Here is a 15,213-nt window from a genome sequence, read left to right on the forward strand (position 1 = left end):
CGTCCGGCACGGGCGGAGTACTGGAGTCGATGTGCCCCCGAAAACACGGTGGCCGCAAGGGGGAATCTCGTGGACATCTGGAACTACCTGCAGGGAAGGGGAGAGTTTCTCGGGTTCCTGACGTATCAGCACGCATCGCTCGCGTTCCAAACTGTGCTGGTCGGAACCATTGTCGCCGTGCTCATCGCAATCGCGGTGCACCGACTGCCGCTCTTCTCGGCCTTGACGCTCACCACAAGCAGGGTCGCGTTGACGATCCCGTCCCTCGCATTGCTCGCACTGCTGATCGTGCCGTTCGGGCTGGGAGTCGTGCCGTCGTTCATCATGCTGGCGTTCTTCGCGGCAATGCCCGTCATCGGCAACGCGATCGTCGGCCTGCGCTCGGTCCCCGATTCGGTCATCGAATCGGCACGCGGGATCGGGCTCTCCCGTCGACGCATCCTGTTCTCGGTGTCGTTGCCCATGGCGTGGCCGGTCATCCTCACCGGGATTCGGGTGTCGACTCAGATGGTCGTCGGTGTCGCCGCGATCGTCGCCTACGTTCTCGGGCCGGGACTCGGCTCGCTGATCTTCAACGGCCTGTCCCGGCTGGGAGGGACGAACTCCGTGGAGATGGCACTGACCGGAACCGTGCTCATCGTCGTCATCGCCCTGGTGTTCGACGGCCTGCTCGTCCTCCTCGGGCGGCTCACCATCGCGAAGGGACTGTCATGACCGACGATAAGACCGGGAGCGCCGCCGACACGGTGACGGGCGAGCGTACGGTCACCGGTGCCTCCATTCGGCTCGACGGAGTGGTGAAGCAGTATCGTGGCCAGACGAAGCCGGCCGTCCAGAAACTCGATCTCGATATCGAGGCGGGTCACATCGTCGCCTTCGTCGGCCCGTCCGGTTGCGGCAAGACGACGACACTGAAAATGATCAACCGTCTCATCGAACCGACCGAGGGGCGCATCTTCATCGGCGACCGCGACGTCACCGGCGAAGATCCGGACAAGCTCAGGCAGTCGATCGGCTATGTCATCCAGTCGGGTGGCCTGTTCCCGCACTGGTCCGTGTCCAAGAACATCGGCGCTATTCCTCGGGTGCTGGGGTGGAATGCGCAACGGATCGCCGAACGCACCGAGTATCTGCTCGATCTCGTCGGACTCGATGCCGCCACCTTCCAGGACCGGCTCCCCAAGGATATGTCGGGCGGTCAGCAGCAGCGGGTCGGGGTGGCACGTGCTCTGGCCGCGGACCCGCCGGTTCTCCTGATGGACGAGCCGTTCGGGGCGGTGGATCCGATCACCCGGGTTCGTTTGCAGGACAAACTGATCGCCATTCAGCACGAACTCGCGAAGACGATCGTGATCGTGACACACGATTTCGAGGAGGCCACGAAACTCGGTGACAAGGTCTTGATCCTGTCCGAGGGCGGCCGCATCGAGCAATACGCGACACCCGAGGAAATTCTGGCGAAGCCGGCCACCCCGTTCGTCGAGGAGTTCGTCGGGTCGGGTGCGACGCTCGCCCACCTGACCTTGTCGCGAGTGAAGGATGTCGAGCACGATCCGGTGGTGACCGCGAGGATCGGCGAGCCGTCCCGAGAGGTCATCGGTCGCGCGCAGGCGCAGGGCGCGACGTGGATCGTCGTCGTCGACGGCGACGGCCGTGCCCAAGCGTGGCCGTCGCTCGACGAAGTGGCCACCAAGGAGCGGGTGTCCGACTACGTCGACCCGCGTCTTCCGGTGGTGGCGCCGTCGTCCACGCTCAACGATGCGCTCGACTCCATGCTGGCCGCGAGCCAGGGCGGGGTGCTCGTCACCGACAGCAGAGGAGCGGTGACCGGTGCCCTCACCATCGCCACGGTGATGGCGGTCATCCGCGAACAGCTGTCCGATGCGCGGGCCGGCGACGGGCACGTCACGTACACCGCGCACACCGAGGGCACGATCCGGTGAACCGGCTTCGTCGCCTGCCGATGGACGTGTGGTTCGAGCCCCTCCTCATCATCGTCTTCGGCACCGGGTACATCCTGTGGTACCGGTCCACCACGCTGACGCCGACCGAGGAGGCGTCACTGGGCTGGAGCAACCTGCGCACGACCATCCTCGACCACATCACGTTGACCCTGACCGCCACGGTCATCGTCGTCCTGATCGCCATTCCCCTGGGAATCGTGCTCACCCGGGAGAAGGCCAGACCGGTCAAGCCGGTAGTGGTGAACTTCGCGAACGTCGGCCAAGCGGCGCCCGCCGTGGGTCTGATCGTTCTGCTCACCATGTGGCTGGGCACAGGATTCCGCACCGCGGTGGTCGGACTCGTGGTCTACGCGATCCTGCCCATCCTGCAGAACACGATCGTCGGTATCGACCAGGTCGATCGACGAACCATCGAGGCCGCGCGAGGTATCGGCTTCTCGGGACTGCGCACGCTGGTGCAGGTGGAGTTGCCGCTCGCCGTTCCCGTGATCCTGAACGGCGTCAGGACCGCACTCGTGATCCTCGTCGGCACCGCAACCCTCAGCACGTTCATCGGCGCCACCAGCCTGGGCACACTCATCACGACGGGAGTGACACTGTTCCTGCCGAAACTGCTCATCTCCGGGGCCATCCTGGTCGGACTGCTGGCGTTGATCATCGATTGGCTCGGACGGTTGGTCGAGCTCGTCGCAACCCCGCGAGGAGTGGCATGAACCGGCGGCGTTTTCGACTTGCTGCGGCGGCGATCGCGGCCGCGGTGTCCGCGAGCGTGGCCGGCTGCGGGTTGGTCAGCTCCTCGGGCACCTTCCACGACGCGACCCTGCCCGGCGGTGATCGCCTACTGGCCGATTCCTCTCTCGTCGTGACGTCGAAGAGTTTCACCGAGGGGGTACTTCTCGGGAAGATCACCGCGACGTACCTGGCCGCGGCGGGCGCGAAGGTCACCGACCTCACGGGCGCGCCGGGATCTGCGTCCTCACGGCAAGCGCAACTCAACGGGGACGCCGACATCCTGTGGGAGTACACCGGCACGGGGTGGGTGAACTACCACGGTGAGACGGAGACAATCTCGGATCCCGGCGAACTGTGGCAGCGCGTGCACGACTTCGAGCAGCGCGACCACGACCTCGAATGGCTGCCGCCGGCCAACTTCAACGACACGTACGCCTTCGCCGCATCGGCACCGACCGCCGAGCGTCTGGGCGTCAAGTCGCTCTCCGATGTCGCGCGTTTGCCGGAATCCGAACGAACATTCTGCGTCGACGACGAGTTCTTCAGTCGTGCGGACGGGTTCGTTCCGATGCTCGAGACCTACGGCATCCCCCTCAACGCACCCGGTGGTGTTCCGTCGAGCAATGTCACCCGGATGGATGCCGGTGTGGTGTACACGTCCACGGCGCAGAGCGCACCCTGCAATTTCGGAATGGTCTACACCACCGACGGGCGCGTGAAGAACCTGAACCTCGACGTCCTCGACGACGACCGCAAGTTTTTCCTGCCCTACAGCGGCACCGCGGTCGTCCGGGGCGAGATCCTCAACCGTTATCCGGAGATCGCCGACCTGCTGGGTGTGGTCTCCGAACGACTGACCGACGACTTGATGCAGGAACTGAACGGCCGAGTCGACATCGAAGGCGAGGATCCCGCAGATGTCGCGTACGACTGGCTGAAGAGCGAGTCGCTCGTGCAGTGATCAGGGTGCCCACACCACACACCTAGGGTGTGTTTTCGCGCACGGCGTTCCAAGGGACTGTAGTGGCACCGGCTTGTCCGGCGCCCCTGTACAGACGGACCGAGCGTCCCGCCGTGAGCCCAGCGGCGCAAACACCCTGATTGGTGATTTGATGGAACACGCCGCACGAGCGACCTACCGTGAGCATCGATCGGATCCGTTCCCGCTGTCTGCGGCACAACACGGGCTGTGGTTTGCGCAGCAACTCGCCCCGGACGTGCCGATCTGCATCGCGCAGTACGTCGACATTCGTGGGTCGCTGGACGTCGAATTGTTCCGTGAGGTCGCGCTCGTGGCCGGCCACGAATACGAGTCGGTGTTCCTGCGTCTGATCGACGTCGACGGCGAACCACACCAGGTGATCGATCCGCCGGCCGACGCGGCCATGGGCGTCGTCGACTTCCGCGGCGCATCCGACCCGATGGCGGCGGCCGAGACATGGATGCACGACAACTACACGGCACGAGTGGATTTCGAGCACGACCACCTGTGCGAGTCGTCGCTGCTGTGCGTCGGTGACGAACGGCACCTGTGGTACAGCCGGATCCACCACGTCGCCCTCGACGGATACGCGGCGATGACGCTGGTCAACCGTGTCGCCGCCCTGTACACCGCGGCGGTCGAAGACCGTGCGCCCGAACCGAACCGTGCCGCGGACCTGCACACCCTGCATGGCCTCGAAGAAGACTACCGGGCATCCCACCGGTTCTCGTCCGACCGCGACTACTGGGCCGAACGACTCCACAGGCGCACGAACGGGGCCTCCCTCACCGATCTCGAGGCGCCCCCCGCCGCCCACAGCCTCACCGCGCGCGCAGCGTTGTCGCCCGATACCGTCGCCCGGCTCGAGGACACGGCCGCCCGGCCGGGCGCGACGGCGGCAGCTGCTCTGATCGCCGCGTTCGCCTGCCATCTGTCGCGGCGGACGGGACGCGAAGACGTCCTCGTCGACATTCCGCTGTCCGCCCGCACCACCGCCGTACTGCGACGATCCAGCGGCATGCTCGCCAACGTCGCGCCCCTGCTGGTCCAGGTCCGATCCGGCGACACGGTCGGCGACCTCGTGGCCCGGGTGCAGCACGAACTGATGGGAGCGATGCGGCACCAGCGCGGCAACGTCGAGGACATCCTGCGCGACCTGGGTGTGTCCGCCGAAGCGCGCAGGATCTCGGGACCGATGATAAACGTGATGCTGTTCGATCAGGACCTCACGTTCGGGTCGTTGACCGGAGACTTCCGGATCCTCACCACCGGTCCTGTCCCGGACCTGTCCGTCAACGTGTATCGCAGCGGCACCCCGGCATCGACGATCGTCGAGTTCGAGGCCAACCCGTACCGCTACCGCGACGACGAACTGCGGTCGCATCACGCCGCCGTCGTCGGGTTGATCGGCGAACTGCTCGCCGCAGACCCCGGCACTCCACTCGCCGCGATCGGCGCGGCTGAATTGGCTCGTTTGACGCCGGTGGTGGGTGAGCGGTCGGCCCCGGAGGTGTCGTTGCCGGAGTTGCTGGCGGCGTCGGTGGGGGTGGTTCCGGATGCGGTGGCGGTGGTGTGCGAGGGTCGTCGGTTGACGTATCGGGAGTTGGATGAGGCGTCGAATCGGTTGGCGCGGGTGCTGCTCGGGGTGGGGGCGGGTCGCGAGTCGGTGGTGGCGGTGGCGGTGGCGCGGTCGGTGGAGTCGGTGGTGTCGGTGTGGGCGGTGGCGAAGACGGGGGCGGCGTTTGTGCCGGTGGATCCGCTGTATCCGGTGGGTCGGATCGAGCACATGGTTGCTGATTCGGGTGTGGTTGTGGGCGTGACGTTGTCGGGTTCGGTGGATCGGTTGCCGGGTGCGGTGCGGTGGGTGGTGCTCGACGACGCCGACACGGTGGATCGGTTGTCGTCGGTGTCGGCGGGTCCGGTGTCGGATGTGGATCGGGGTGGGCCGGTGCGGGTGGGTCAGGCGGCGTATGTGATTTATACGTCGGGGTCGACGGGGTTGCCGAAGGGTGTGGTGGTGACTCATCGGGGGTTGGCGAATCTGGTGGCGTCGCAGCGTTCGGAGTTCGGTGCGGTCGCGGGTGCTCGGGTGTTGCAGTGTGCGTCGCCGAGTTTTGATGCGTCGGTGTTCGAGTTGGTGTGGGCGGTGGGGATGGGGGCCCGGTTGGTGGTGGTTCCGCCGTCGGTGTACGGCGGGGAGGAGTTGGCGCAGATTTTGGGTCGTGAGGGTGTGACTCATGCGGTGTTGACGCCGACGGCGTTGTCGTCGTTGGATCCGTCCGGGTTGCAGACGCTGGGGACGTTGGTGGTTGCGGGTGAGGCGTGTCCGCCGGAGTTGGTGGCGCGGTGGGCGCCGGGTCGGAGGATGGTCAATGCGTACGGGCCGACGGAGGCGACGGTGATGTCGAATGCCAGCGACGCACTGGTCGCGGGAGAGCTGGTGACGGTTGGTGGTCCGGTTCGTGGGTTCGGTGAGTTGGTGTTGGATGCGCGGTTGCGGCCGGTGCCGTTCGGGGCGGCGGGGGAGTTGTATTTGTCGGGTCCGGCGTTGGCGCGGGGGTATCGGAATCGGATCGGGTTGACGGCGTCACGGTTTGTGGCCGATCCGTTCGGTGGTGCGGGTCAGCGGATGTATCGGACGGGGGATGTGGTGCGGTGGCGGGAGCGTGCGGAGGGTGGGCCGGTGCTCGAGTATGTGGGTCGGTCGGATTTTCAGGTGAAGATTCGTGGGTTCCGTGTCGAACTCGGCGAAATCGACGCGGTGCTGACACAGCACCCCCGCATTGCATTCGCGGTGACCCTCGGTCGCACCGCCCCGTCCGGGGACACCGTCCTGGTGTCCTACGTCCTGCCGTCCGGTGACGGCGAACCCGACGTCGCCGCGGTCACCGACCATGTGCGCGGCCGCGTCCCCGCCCACATGGTGCCCGCGACGATCGTGATCCTCGACGAGTTGCCGCTCACACCGGTGGGCAAGCTGGACCGGCAGGCATTGCCCACACCGGATTTCGCGGTGGTACGCACGGTGTTCCGTGCGTCGGGCAGCGCGACCGAGCAGACCGTGGCAGATGCCTTCGCCGAGGTGCTCGGACTCGACCGGACCGGGCTCGACGACAACTTCTTCGACCTGGGCGGCAATTCACTGAGCGCGACCCGCGTCGTCGCCCGCGTCAACTCGGCGCTGGGTATCGGTCTGGGAGTGCGGGAGCTGTTCGAGGCACCCACGGTGGCGGGGTTCGCCGCCCGCGCCGATGCATCGGATCGCCGCATCGCGGCGCGTGCCGCCCTGACCGCGGGTCCGCGCCCCGACCGTGTGCCGCTGTCGCTGGCCCAGCAGCGGATGTGGATCGTCAACCAGGTCGACACGGCTTCGCCCGCCTACAACATTCCGATTGCGCTTCGCCTGTCCGGCGACCTCGACATCGAGGCCATGCGTGCGGCGTTCGGCGACGTCGTCGAACGGCACGAACCCCTCCGCACCGTCTACCCGGGGTCCGAGGACGGCCCGCACCAGGTGGTGCTGCCCGTGGACCAGGTGACCCTCGACCTCACTCCGGTCACCGTGTCCGACGAGGCGGCGCTGCGCTCCGAGTTGGTGTCTCTGGCGTCGGCCGAATTCAACGTGCGCAGCGAGGTCCCGATGCGCGCCACGCTCCTGCGAATCGGTCCGGACGAACATGTGCTGGCCCTGGTTCTGCACCATATCGCGGCGGACGGATCGTCGATGGCGCCGCTGGCCCGCGACGTGATGGTCGCGTACACCGCGCGTGCACACGGACGTCCGCCCGGGTGGGCGCCGATGCGGGTACAGTACGCCGACTTCGCGTTGTGGCAGCGTCGCACCCTCGGCAGCGACAGCGACCCGGACTCTCCGATCTCGGCGCAACTGGACTACTGGCGCCGGACCCTCGACGGCATGCCCGAGCTGCTCGAGCTGCCGCTCGATCGCAGGCGACCCCTGCAGCGGTCCTCGCACGGCGCGACCGTGCCGTTTGCGATCAGCGCGGACCTGCACAGGACGCTGTCCGACCTGGCCCGGACTCATGATTCGACGCTGTTCATGGTCGCGCACGCCGCACTCGCCGTCCTGCTCGGCCGGCTGAGCGATGCGACGGACCTCGCGGTGGGCACACCGGTTGCCGGTCGCGGCGACGCGGCCCTCGATGAGATGGTCGGCATGTTCGTCAACACCGTGGTGCTGCGAACCCGCGTCGCACCCGAACACTCCTTCACCGACCTGTTGGCGCACGTCCGCGACACCGATCTCGGCGCGTTCGGGCACACGGAGGTGCCGTTCGACCGGGTCGTGCAGGCGGTCGACCCGGTGCGCTCCACGGCGCACGCCCCGCTGTTCCAGGTGCTGCTCGAATTTCAGAACACCGAGGAGAGCCGCCTCGAACTGCCCGGACTGACCGTAGAGGTCGTCGACGCCGGCGTCGAGGTCGCCAAATGCGACCTGTTCCTGACCCTGAGTGAGAACATCGACGAAACCGGCGCGCCCGCCGGGATGTCCGCGGCATTCGGCTTCGCTACCGACGTCCTGGACGCGGGCACCGTCCGCGGTTTCGCGGATCAATTCGTTCGAATCCTCGACGCGGTCGCCGCGTCGCCGGAGCGCCCGATCGGCAACATCGACGTCCTCGGCGCGCATGAATTGGCTCGTTTGACGCCGGTGGTGGGTGAGCGGTCGGTCCCGGAGGTGTCGTTGCCGGGGTTGTTGGCGGCGGCGGTGGCGGTGGTTCCGGATGCGGTGGCGGTGGTGTGCGAGGGTCGTCGGTTGACGTATCGGGAGTTGGATGAGGCGTCGAATCGGTTGGCGCGGGTGCTGCTCGGGGCGGGGGCGGGTTCCGAGTCGGTGGTGGCGGTGGCGGTGGCGCGGTCGGTGGAGTCGGTGGTGTCGGTGTGGGCGGTGGCGAAGACGGGGGCGGCGTTTGTGCCGGTGGATCCGCTGTATCCGGTGGGTCGGATCGAGCACATGGTTGCTGATTCGGGTGTGGTTGTGGGGGTGGCGTTGTCGGGTTCGGTGGATCGGTTGCCGGGTGCGGTGCGGTGGGTGGTGCTCGACGACGTCGATACCGTTTCGCGGTTGTCGTCGGTGTCGGCGGGTCCGGTGTCGGATGTGGATCGGGGTGGGCCGGTGCGGGTGGGTCAGGCGGCGTATGTGATTTATACGTCGGGGTCGACGGGTCTGCCGAAGGGTGTGGTGGTGACTCATCGGGGGTTGGCGAATTTGGTGGCGTCACAGCGTTCCGAGTTCGGATCGGCTGTGGGTGCGCGGGTGTTGCAGTGTGCGTCGCCGAGTTTTGATGCGTCGGTGTTCGAGTTGGTGTGGGCGGTGGGGATGGGGGCCCGGTTGGTGGTGGTTCCGCCGTCGGTGTACGGCGGGGAGGAGTTGGTGCAGATTTTGGGTCGTGAGGGTGTGACTCATGCGGTGTTGACGCCGACGGCGTTGTCGTCCATCGACCCCGCTGGGTTGGAGGCGTTGGGCACCTTGGTGGTTGCGGGTGAGGCGTGTCCGCCGGAGTTGGTGGCGCGGTGGGCGCCGGGTCGGAGGATGGTCAATGCGTACGGGCCGACGGAGGCGACGGTGATGTCGAATGCCAGCGACGCACTGATCGCGGGAGAGCTGGTGACGGTTGGTGGTCCGGTTCGTGGGTTCGGTGAGTTGGTGTTGGATGCGCGGTTGCGGCCGGTGCCGTTCGGGGCGGCGGGGGAGTTGTATTTGTCGGGTCCGGCGTTGGCGCGGGGGTATCGGAATCGGATCGGGTTGACGGCGTCACGGTTTGTGGCCGACCCGTTCGGTGCTCCGGGTCAGCGGATGTATCGGACGGGGGATGTGGTGCGGTGGCGGGAGCGTGCGGGTGGTGGGCCGGTGCTCGAGTATGTGGGTCGTTCGGATTTTCAGGTGAAGATTCGTGGGTTCCGCGTCGAACTCGGCGAAATCGAGTCCGCTCTCCTCGGGTACCCCGGTATCGACCATGCCGTCGTGCACACCAGCGGCGACCGGTTGGCCGGCTACGTCGTTCCCGCCGCGGGATCGGAACTCGACACGTCCGCGGTCCTGGCACACGCCCGCGCGAGCCTGGCCCCGCACATGGTCCCTGCGACCGTGACGGTGCTCGACGCCGTGCCTGTGACCGCGAACGGGAAACTCGACCGCGCCGCCCTGCCGGAACCGGACTTCACCGCGGGACGCGCGGAGTACCGGGCGCCACGCAACGCGACCGAGGAGGTGGTGGCCGCCGCGTTCGCCGCGGGACTCGGACTGGACCGGGTCGGCCTCGACGACAACTACTTCACGCTCGGTGGCACGTCACTCACCGCGACGAGCGTGATCGCCCGGATCGCCGAATCCTCCGCGCGCGCCGTGCCGGTGCAGTGGATATTCACGCATCCGACGCCGGAAGCTCTGGCACACATGATCGTCACGGCGCCGGAGGATTCCAGGTCGGACGATGGCGCCGACGGGTCACTGGACGTACTGCTGCCGCTGCGCACCACGGGAACCGGCAGCCCGGTGTTCTGCATCCATCCCGCGATCGGGTTGGCGTGGTGCTTCACCGGACTGGTGCAGTATCTCGGCGACCGTCCGGTGTACGGACTGCAGTCCCCGGCACTGACCGACCCGGGCCTGCATGTCGACTCCCTGGAAGAACTCGCGGCCCGGTATGTCGACCGGATCCGTTCGGTGCAGCCGCACGGCCCGTACCACCTGGTGGGCTATTCGGTCGGCGGCCAGATCGCCCAGGAGATGGCGGTGCAGCTCACAAGCGCCGGCGACGAGGTGGCCACCCTCACGATGCTCGACACCCATCTGGCCGCAGGTCTTGATCGCACGACCGAAAAGCCCACCGTGGCAGCACTTCTCGCGGAGTTCGGCGCGGTGGTCCCGGATGACGGAGATGATGCGACGACCACCGATCGTGCGGTGGAGGTACTGCGTCGCACCGGCGGACCGTTCGCCGCCGTGACTGCAGGCGACCTCGAGGCCGTGCACCGGGTGTTCACGCAGACGGTCGACCTCGCCCTCGCGCACCGCCCGTCGACACCGATCGGCGTCGATTTGCTGTACTTCGGAGCGGCAGATTCCTTCGACGCGCCCACCGGTGTCTCCGCGTGGCGGCAGTACATCAGCGGCGAGATCTTCGTGCACAACGTTCCCGCATCGCATCAGCAGTTGACGAGTCCGGAAGCCCTCGCCGGCATCGGACCCGTCCTCGCACACCACGTGATGCTCGCCGACCAGGCGACGCGGGTCGGTTAGCCGCCGGTGTGCGTCCGACGGGGTTCAGACGTGTCATCGGGTGCGTCCTGCCAACTGGAAGGGGAGCATCGGTTCGGGGATGCGGCGGGTGGTGATCATCTCGGCGATTCCCTCGGCTGTGGCGGGTGCCAGGGTGACGCCCAGCATGCCGTGTCCGGCAGCAATGTAGAGGCCGTGGTGACCGGGAACCGGGCCGATGAACGGCAGGCTGTCCGGTGTGGCAGGCCGTAATCCTGCCCGGCCGGCGCGGGCATCGACTCGTGCATCCGGGGCCCATCCGGCCAGGTACGGGTGTACCTGGTCCACGAGGTTCCGGATCCGCTGTTCGGGGACGCGTTCATCGCGGGCAGGCAGTTCGAAGGCGCCGGCGATGCGGAGGGCGTCGTGATACGGGCTCAGGCCCAGTTTGGGTTCCATCAGGTACAGCGCGTGGCGTGGAGACGTCCCGGCTCCCCGGATGTCGATCGAGTACCCCTTGGCTCCGATGATCGGCAACGTGAAGCCGAGAGGAGCGAGAATGGTGTTTGTCGCGACACCGAGCGCTACCACTACCTGGTCGACATCCAAGGAGGTGTCCGGAAGTCGTATCGACCAGCCCGTACCTGCGGGGGTGACGGCCTCCACGGCTGTGTGCTGGAGGACGGTGACGCCCATTTCCGTGACTCTCTTGTGCAGACCTTGGAGCAGGGATTCCGGGTTGACGTGTCGGTCGATCGAGGTGTGGGCGGCGGCCTGCACTCCGAGGCCGACGGCGGCGTCGCGTTGACGTGCTTCGTCGCCGGACAGGTATTCGACGCGACCGGGGAAGCCCATCGGGACCAGTTGGTCGAACAACTGGCTGAACCATTTCAGGCCGTCGGCGGATTGTGCCAGTGCGAGCAGGCCGGCCGAGTGCATCTCGAAATCGACACCGTCGTCGTGGAATTCGTCGAACAACTCGAGTGTGTGGCGGTTGAGGTGCAACAGTGCACGGACTCCGCTCTCGTACGCCGAAGGCCGGGCGGCGCGGGCGAACTTCCACAGCCAACGGATCCAGTCGGTGTCCAGACGCGGCCGGATGGACAAGGCACCATTCGGGTCGAGGGCGTGTGTGAGGCCGAGTCCGACGACGCCCGGTGAGGCGAGGGGGGTCGACAGTGACGGGGTGACCCAACCGGCATTGACGCCCGAAGCCGACTCGCCGATCGAACCGCGTTCGATGACCGTGACCTCCTCGCCGCGTCGGCGAAGGCTCCACGCTGTACTCATTCCGACGATCCCGCCGCCGATCACTGCGACAGCCACATCCGTCTCCTTTCCTGCAGATTCTGTGAAATAAGTTCAGGTATTGGCGAACTCCGAAGCGGGTGCGGCCGCGGCGTCTCGGGATCGTGCGAGCAGGTCGACGACCGACTCGAGGTGAGCGCCGTAGTCGACGGGCGCGCTTCCAACCGGAAATCGCTGAAGGATCTGCCGGCTGAGCACTGCGAGCCGATGCGGCACGGCCTGTCCCTTGCGGGCGAGTGCGTGGCTCGACACGACGCCGAGGACGGCGAGGTTGTTGTCGAGTGCTGCACCGGCATCGTGCGCCTTCCGCCAGGCGAGCAGGTCGGGTGTTCCGGTGTCGGTTTGACCTGCTCCGCCCAGTCCGATCAGTGATGTCGTGGCGGCGACGCGGGCCTCCTCGGCCCACCCTGCTGATGTCATGTAAAGCAAGCTGACCTGGGATTCGGGTTCGGTGGCGACGAGTCCACCCGGGTCTTCGACGATGCGATTGACCTGAGCGGTGATCAGCTGGCAGGTATCTGCCCAGGAGCGAGCGAGAGAATCGAGTGTCGGAGCGACGAGAGAGTTGTGATAACCGCCGTTCGACAAGATTGCGCCGAGGGGCGGATGGACTGTCGGCCCGACAAAGATGGGATTGTTCGATGAGGCTGAGAGCGCGATCTCGGCGCATTCCTCGGCGGCGGCCTGCGCTCTGCGTGCCCATCCGATGACGCGGGGCCCACTGCGGAAGGACACCGGTGCCTGATAGGGGAGCTCGGACGAGTGGTCGTCGGTCTCCATGAGCCGGCGGATGTTGTGTAAGGCTTCAGCCTGGTGTTCGTCGCGCCATGCGGCCTCGAGTTCGGGGGCGTAGTGGGCTGCCGGGGCGTTGATCGCGACCGCGGCCAGCGCCATCACCTGTTCCATCACGGTGATTCGGTGCCGCCCGGCCAGTGCGGCGTCCCCCAAGGCCGCCGCAGCCACCGGTGAACCGTTGATGAGGGCCATCCCCTCACCGATCTCGAGAGTTCCGTCGAACCGAGTCCTGAGCAGGTGTCCCAAAGCGATGATGTCGCCCGGCTCGCCGTTTCCGCGGGCCGGAACCGGTGGAAGATTCGAGTCGAGTAGTTCGATCAGTCGGTGCACTGTTTCCACCCGCAGGCACGCTGTCCCGTTCAGCACATCAGCAAGCCGTGCAAGGACGATGGTGCGAGCGAGGCGTTCAGGCAGTCGAGGGCCGACCGTGGCGGGAGTCGACGGCAGCCGGGTTGCGAACTCCGCGCGGCTGTCGGCGCCGAGCACGGATTTCGCGCCGACATGATGCTTGGTCGTGATCCCGTAGAGATGACGATCCGCGTTCTGTTCGACGAACTCGACGAACTCGTCTCGGCGGGAACGGATGGCGGCCAGTGCGCGGTCACTGATTCTGCACTGCTCGCCCATCCAGGCCACCCGCGCGACATTGTCGAGGGTCAGGTCGTCACTGGTGTCGATGACTACAGTCATGAAAGTCCTCCTGCGTGGAGTGGGGCTGTTGTTGTGGCGGTTGGTCGAATTACTGCTGAGATGCGAACGATGAGCTGCGGTCCGGGTTGCCGGTGGGTGACTTTCCGGGTCCTTCCTCGGTGTCACCTGCGGCCTGGGCGAGGGGTAGGCCCGCGGTTTCCGGTGCCCAGGCGATGCTGATGAGGAGTCCGAGGCCTGCAACCACACCGGTCATCAGCGTGACGCCGTGTGCCCCGAAGTGATCGATTCCCATCGGCAGTAGAAGCGTGCCGATCGCTGCGCCGATTCGGCTGAAGGACACGCAGATTCCGGTCGCCGATGCGCGGATGCTGGTGGGGAACAGTTCGCTGGGATAGACGGTGTCGAGCGCGGCCATCGCCGAAGAAATGAGGGCGAAGAGGGCGAAAAGGGCGATGACATAGCCTGCGGGGGCGCTCTGCCACAGGCCGATTGCGAGTGTCGATGCGGTCAGCAGTGCGAAGGAGACCAGGGTGTAGGGGCGTCGACCGATCTTGCCTATCGTGACGATGCCGACGGCGCCGCCGATCAGAAGGAAGAGGTTGACGCTCGTGGTCTGCCAGAAGCCGGAGTCGATGTCGAGTGACTCGAGGATGGTGGGCAGGAAGGTGAAGACCGCGAAATAGGGAACGACCTGGCAGAACCAGAACAGGCATGCGAATGCCAGTCGCTTGCGGTGCTGTTCGGCGAACACCTCGCGCAGCGATCCAGCCGATTCGTCTTCTTCTTCCTCGTCGGCGAGGTCGGCGAGGGTCGCGGTGGGGGAGACATGCTTCCGCAGAATTGCCAGGCCTTCGTCCGCCCGTCCGTTCCGAGCGAGCCACCGCGGCGACTCGGGGGTGTTCCGGCGCAGGATGAGCAGTATGAGCGCAGGAACCGCGCTGGTTGCGAGGATCCAGCGCCAGGCGCCGTCACCACCGAACTCGGCAATCGCCGTTCCGACGACAATTGCGAGGACGTACCCGATAGTCCACATCGCCGGCCCCACTGCGAGCAGGGTGGCGCGGTACTTGCGTGGTGCGAACTCGGCCACCAAGGTCGTGGCGATCGTGTAGTCGGCACCGACCGCAATCCCCAGCAGAACGCGGAGAACGAGCAACATCACGGCGCCTGTGACCGCGATTTGCGCGAGGGAGAGGACGACGAACAATGCCAGGTCGATGACGAACATGCGGCGGCGTCCGATCCTGTCGGTGACCCAGCCGAACAACAGGCTCCCCAGGAACACGCCGATCAGTGCGGAGGCACCGATCAGGCCGCTCATCAATGAACTGACTGGATGAGACTGGGCGAAGAGGGGGAGTGCGGGAACGATGGCGCCGAGGATGTAGCCGTCGCAGAGGTGTCCGCCATTTCCGTAGAGCGTCGTTTTCAGATGAAACCGCGATAGCTTCGCGTCGTCGAGAGCGTGTGTGGCCACGGGGGCTCCTTCAGGAAAGAGGCTGTGAAATTCATCAGTCGCGACCCCCCGAGCGCGCCGATTACTGCCCGCACACCCGCCG

General features: G+C 66.5%; 8 protein-coding genes. 5 read left to right on the forward strand and 3 right to left on the reverse strand.

Annotation, left to right across the window (positions count from 1 at the left end; translation table 11 throughout):
• The first annotated feature begins 69 nt into the window (after nucleotides 1-69).
• The 5 genes from JWS13_RS42975 to JWS13_RS46060 all read left to right on the forward strand — a co-directional run bounded on the left by JWS13_RS42975 (nucleotide 70) and on the right by JWS13_RS46060 (nucleotide 10,942).
• Nucleotides 70-714 (forward strand): ABC transporter permease, encoded by a 645-nt coding sequence (locus tag JWS13_RS42975; RefSeq protein WP_206011163.1) that lies wholly within the window; start codon nucleotides 70-72, stop codon nucleotides 712-714.
• Nucleotides 711-1,943, forward strand: a complete 1,233-nt coding sequence (locus tag JWS13_RS42980; RefSeq protein ID WP_206011164.1) for an ABC transporter ATP-binding protein — start codon at nucleotides 711-713, stop codon at nucleotides 1,941-1,943. The genes JWS13_RS42975 and JWS13_RS42980 overlap by 4 nt, the downstream gene beginning before the upstream one ends.
• Nucleotides 1,940-2,677, forward strand: coding sequence for an ABC transporter permease (locus JWS13_RS42985; protein WP_206011165.1), 738 nt, complete (start codon nucleotides 1,940-1,942; stop codon nucleotides 2,675-2,677). Before JWS13_RS42980 ends, JWS13_RS42985 begins: the two co-directional genes overlap by 4 nt.
• Complete coding sequence (locus JWS13_RS42990; RefSeq protein ID WP_206011166.1) at nucleotides 2,674-3,657, forward strand: glycine betaine ABC transporter substrate-binding protein; 984 nt, start codon at nucleotides 2,674-2,676, stop codon at nucleotides 3,655-3,657. Before JWS13_RS42985 ends, JWS13_RS42990 begins: the two co-directional genes overlap by 4 nt.
• Nucleotides 3,658-3,808: 151 nt before the next feature.
• A complete protein-coding gene (locus JWS13_RS46060) occupies nucleotides 3,809-10,942 on the forward strand; it encodes an amino acid adenylation domain-containing protein (protein WP_206011167.1) in 7,134 nt (2,377 codons plus the stop codon).
• A gap of 33 nt (nucleotides 10,943-10,975) precedes the next feature.
• Here JWS13_RS46060 and JWS13_RS43000 read toward each other — a convergent pair whose 3' ends face one another.
• Genes JWS13_RS43000 through JWS13_RS43010 form a run of 3 tightly spaced genes read right to left on the reverse strand, consistent with a single transcriptional unit; the run spans nucleotide 10,976 to nucleotide 15,131 of the window.
• Complete coding sequence (locus tag JWS13_RS43000; RefSeq protein ID WP_206011168.1) at nucleotides 10,976-12,226, reverse strand: NAD(P)/FAD-dependent oxidoreductase; 1,251 nt, start codon at nucleotides 12,224-12,226, stop codon at nucleotides 10,976-10,978.
• A gap of 36 nt (nucleotides 12,227-12,262) precedes the next feature.
• Entirely contained in the window at nucleotides 12,263-13,693 is a 1,431-nt protein-coding gene (locus JWS13_RS43005) for an aromatic amino acid lyase (RefSeq protein ID WP_206011169.1), read from the reverse strand.
• Nucleotides 13,694-13,742: 49 nt separating this feature from the next.
• Complete coding sequence (locus JWS13_RS43010) at nucleotides 13,743-15,131, reverse strand: MFS transporter (RefSeq protein WP_206011170.1); 1,389 nt, start codon at nucleotides 15,129-15,131, stop codon at nucleotides 13,743-13,745.
• Between the last annotated feature and the right edge of the window lie 82 nt (nucleotides 15,132-15,213).

The organism is Rhodococcus pseudokoreensis (assembly GCF_017068395.1).
In the GTDB taxonomy this organism is placed as follows: domain Bacteria; phylum Actinomycetota; class Actinomycetes; order Mycobacteriales; family Mycobacteriaceae; genus Rhodococcus_F; species Rhodococcus_F pseudokoreensis.

What these genes read in the sequence shown, in the direction of transcription:
- JWS13_RS42980 (WP_206011164.1), top strand. Translation starts at nt 711, where the DNA reads ATGACCGACGATAAGACCGGGAGCGCCGCCGACACGGTGACGGGCGAG.
- JWS13_RS42990 (WP_206011166.1), top strand. Translation starts at nt 2,674, where the DNA reads ATGAACCGGCGGCGTTTTCGACTTGCTGCGGCGGCGATCGCGGCCGCG.
- JWS13_RS46060 (WP_206011167.1), top strand. Translation starts at nt 3,809, where the DNA reads ATGGAACACGCCGCACGAGCGACCTACCGTGAGCATCGATCGGATCCG.
- JWS13_RS43005 (WP_206011169.1), bottom strand. Translation starts at nt 13,693, where the DNA reads ATGACTGTAGTCATCGACACCAGTGACGACCTGACCCTCGACAATGTC.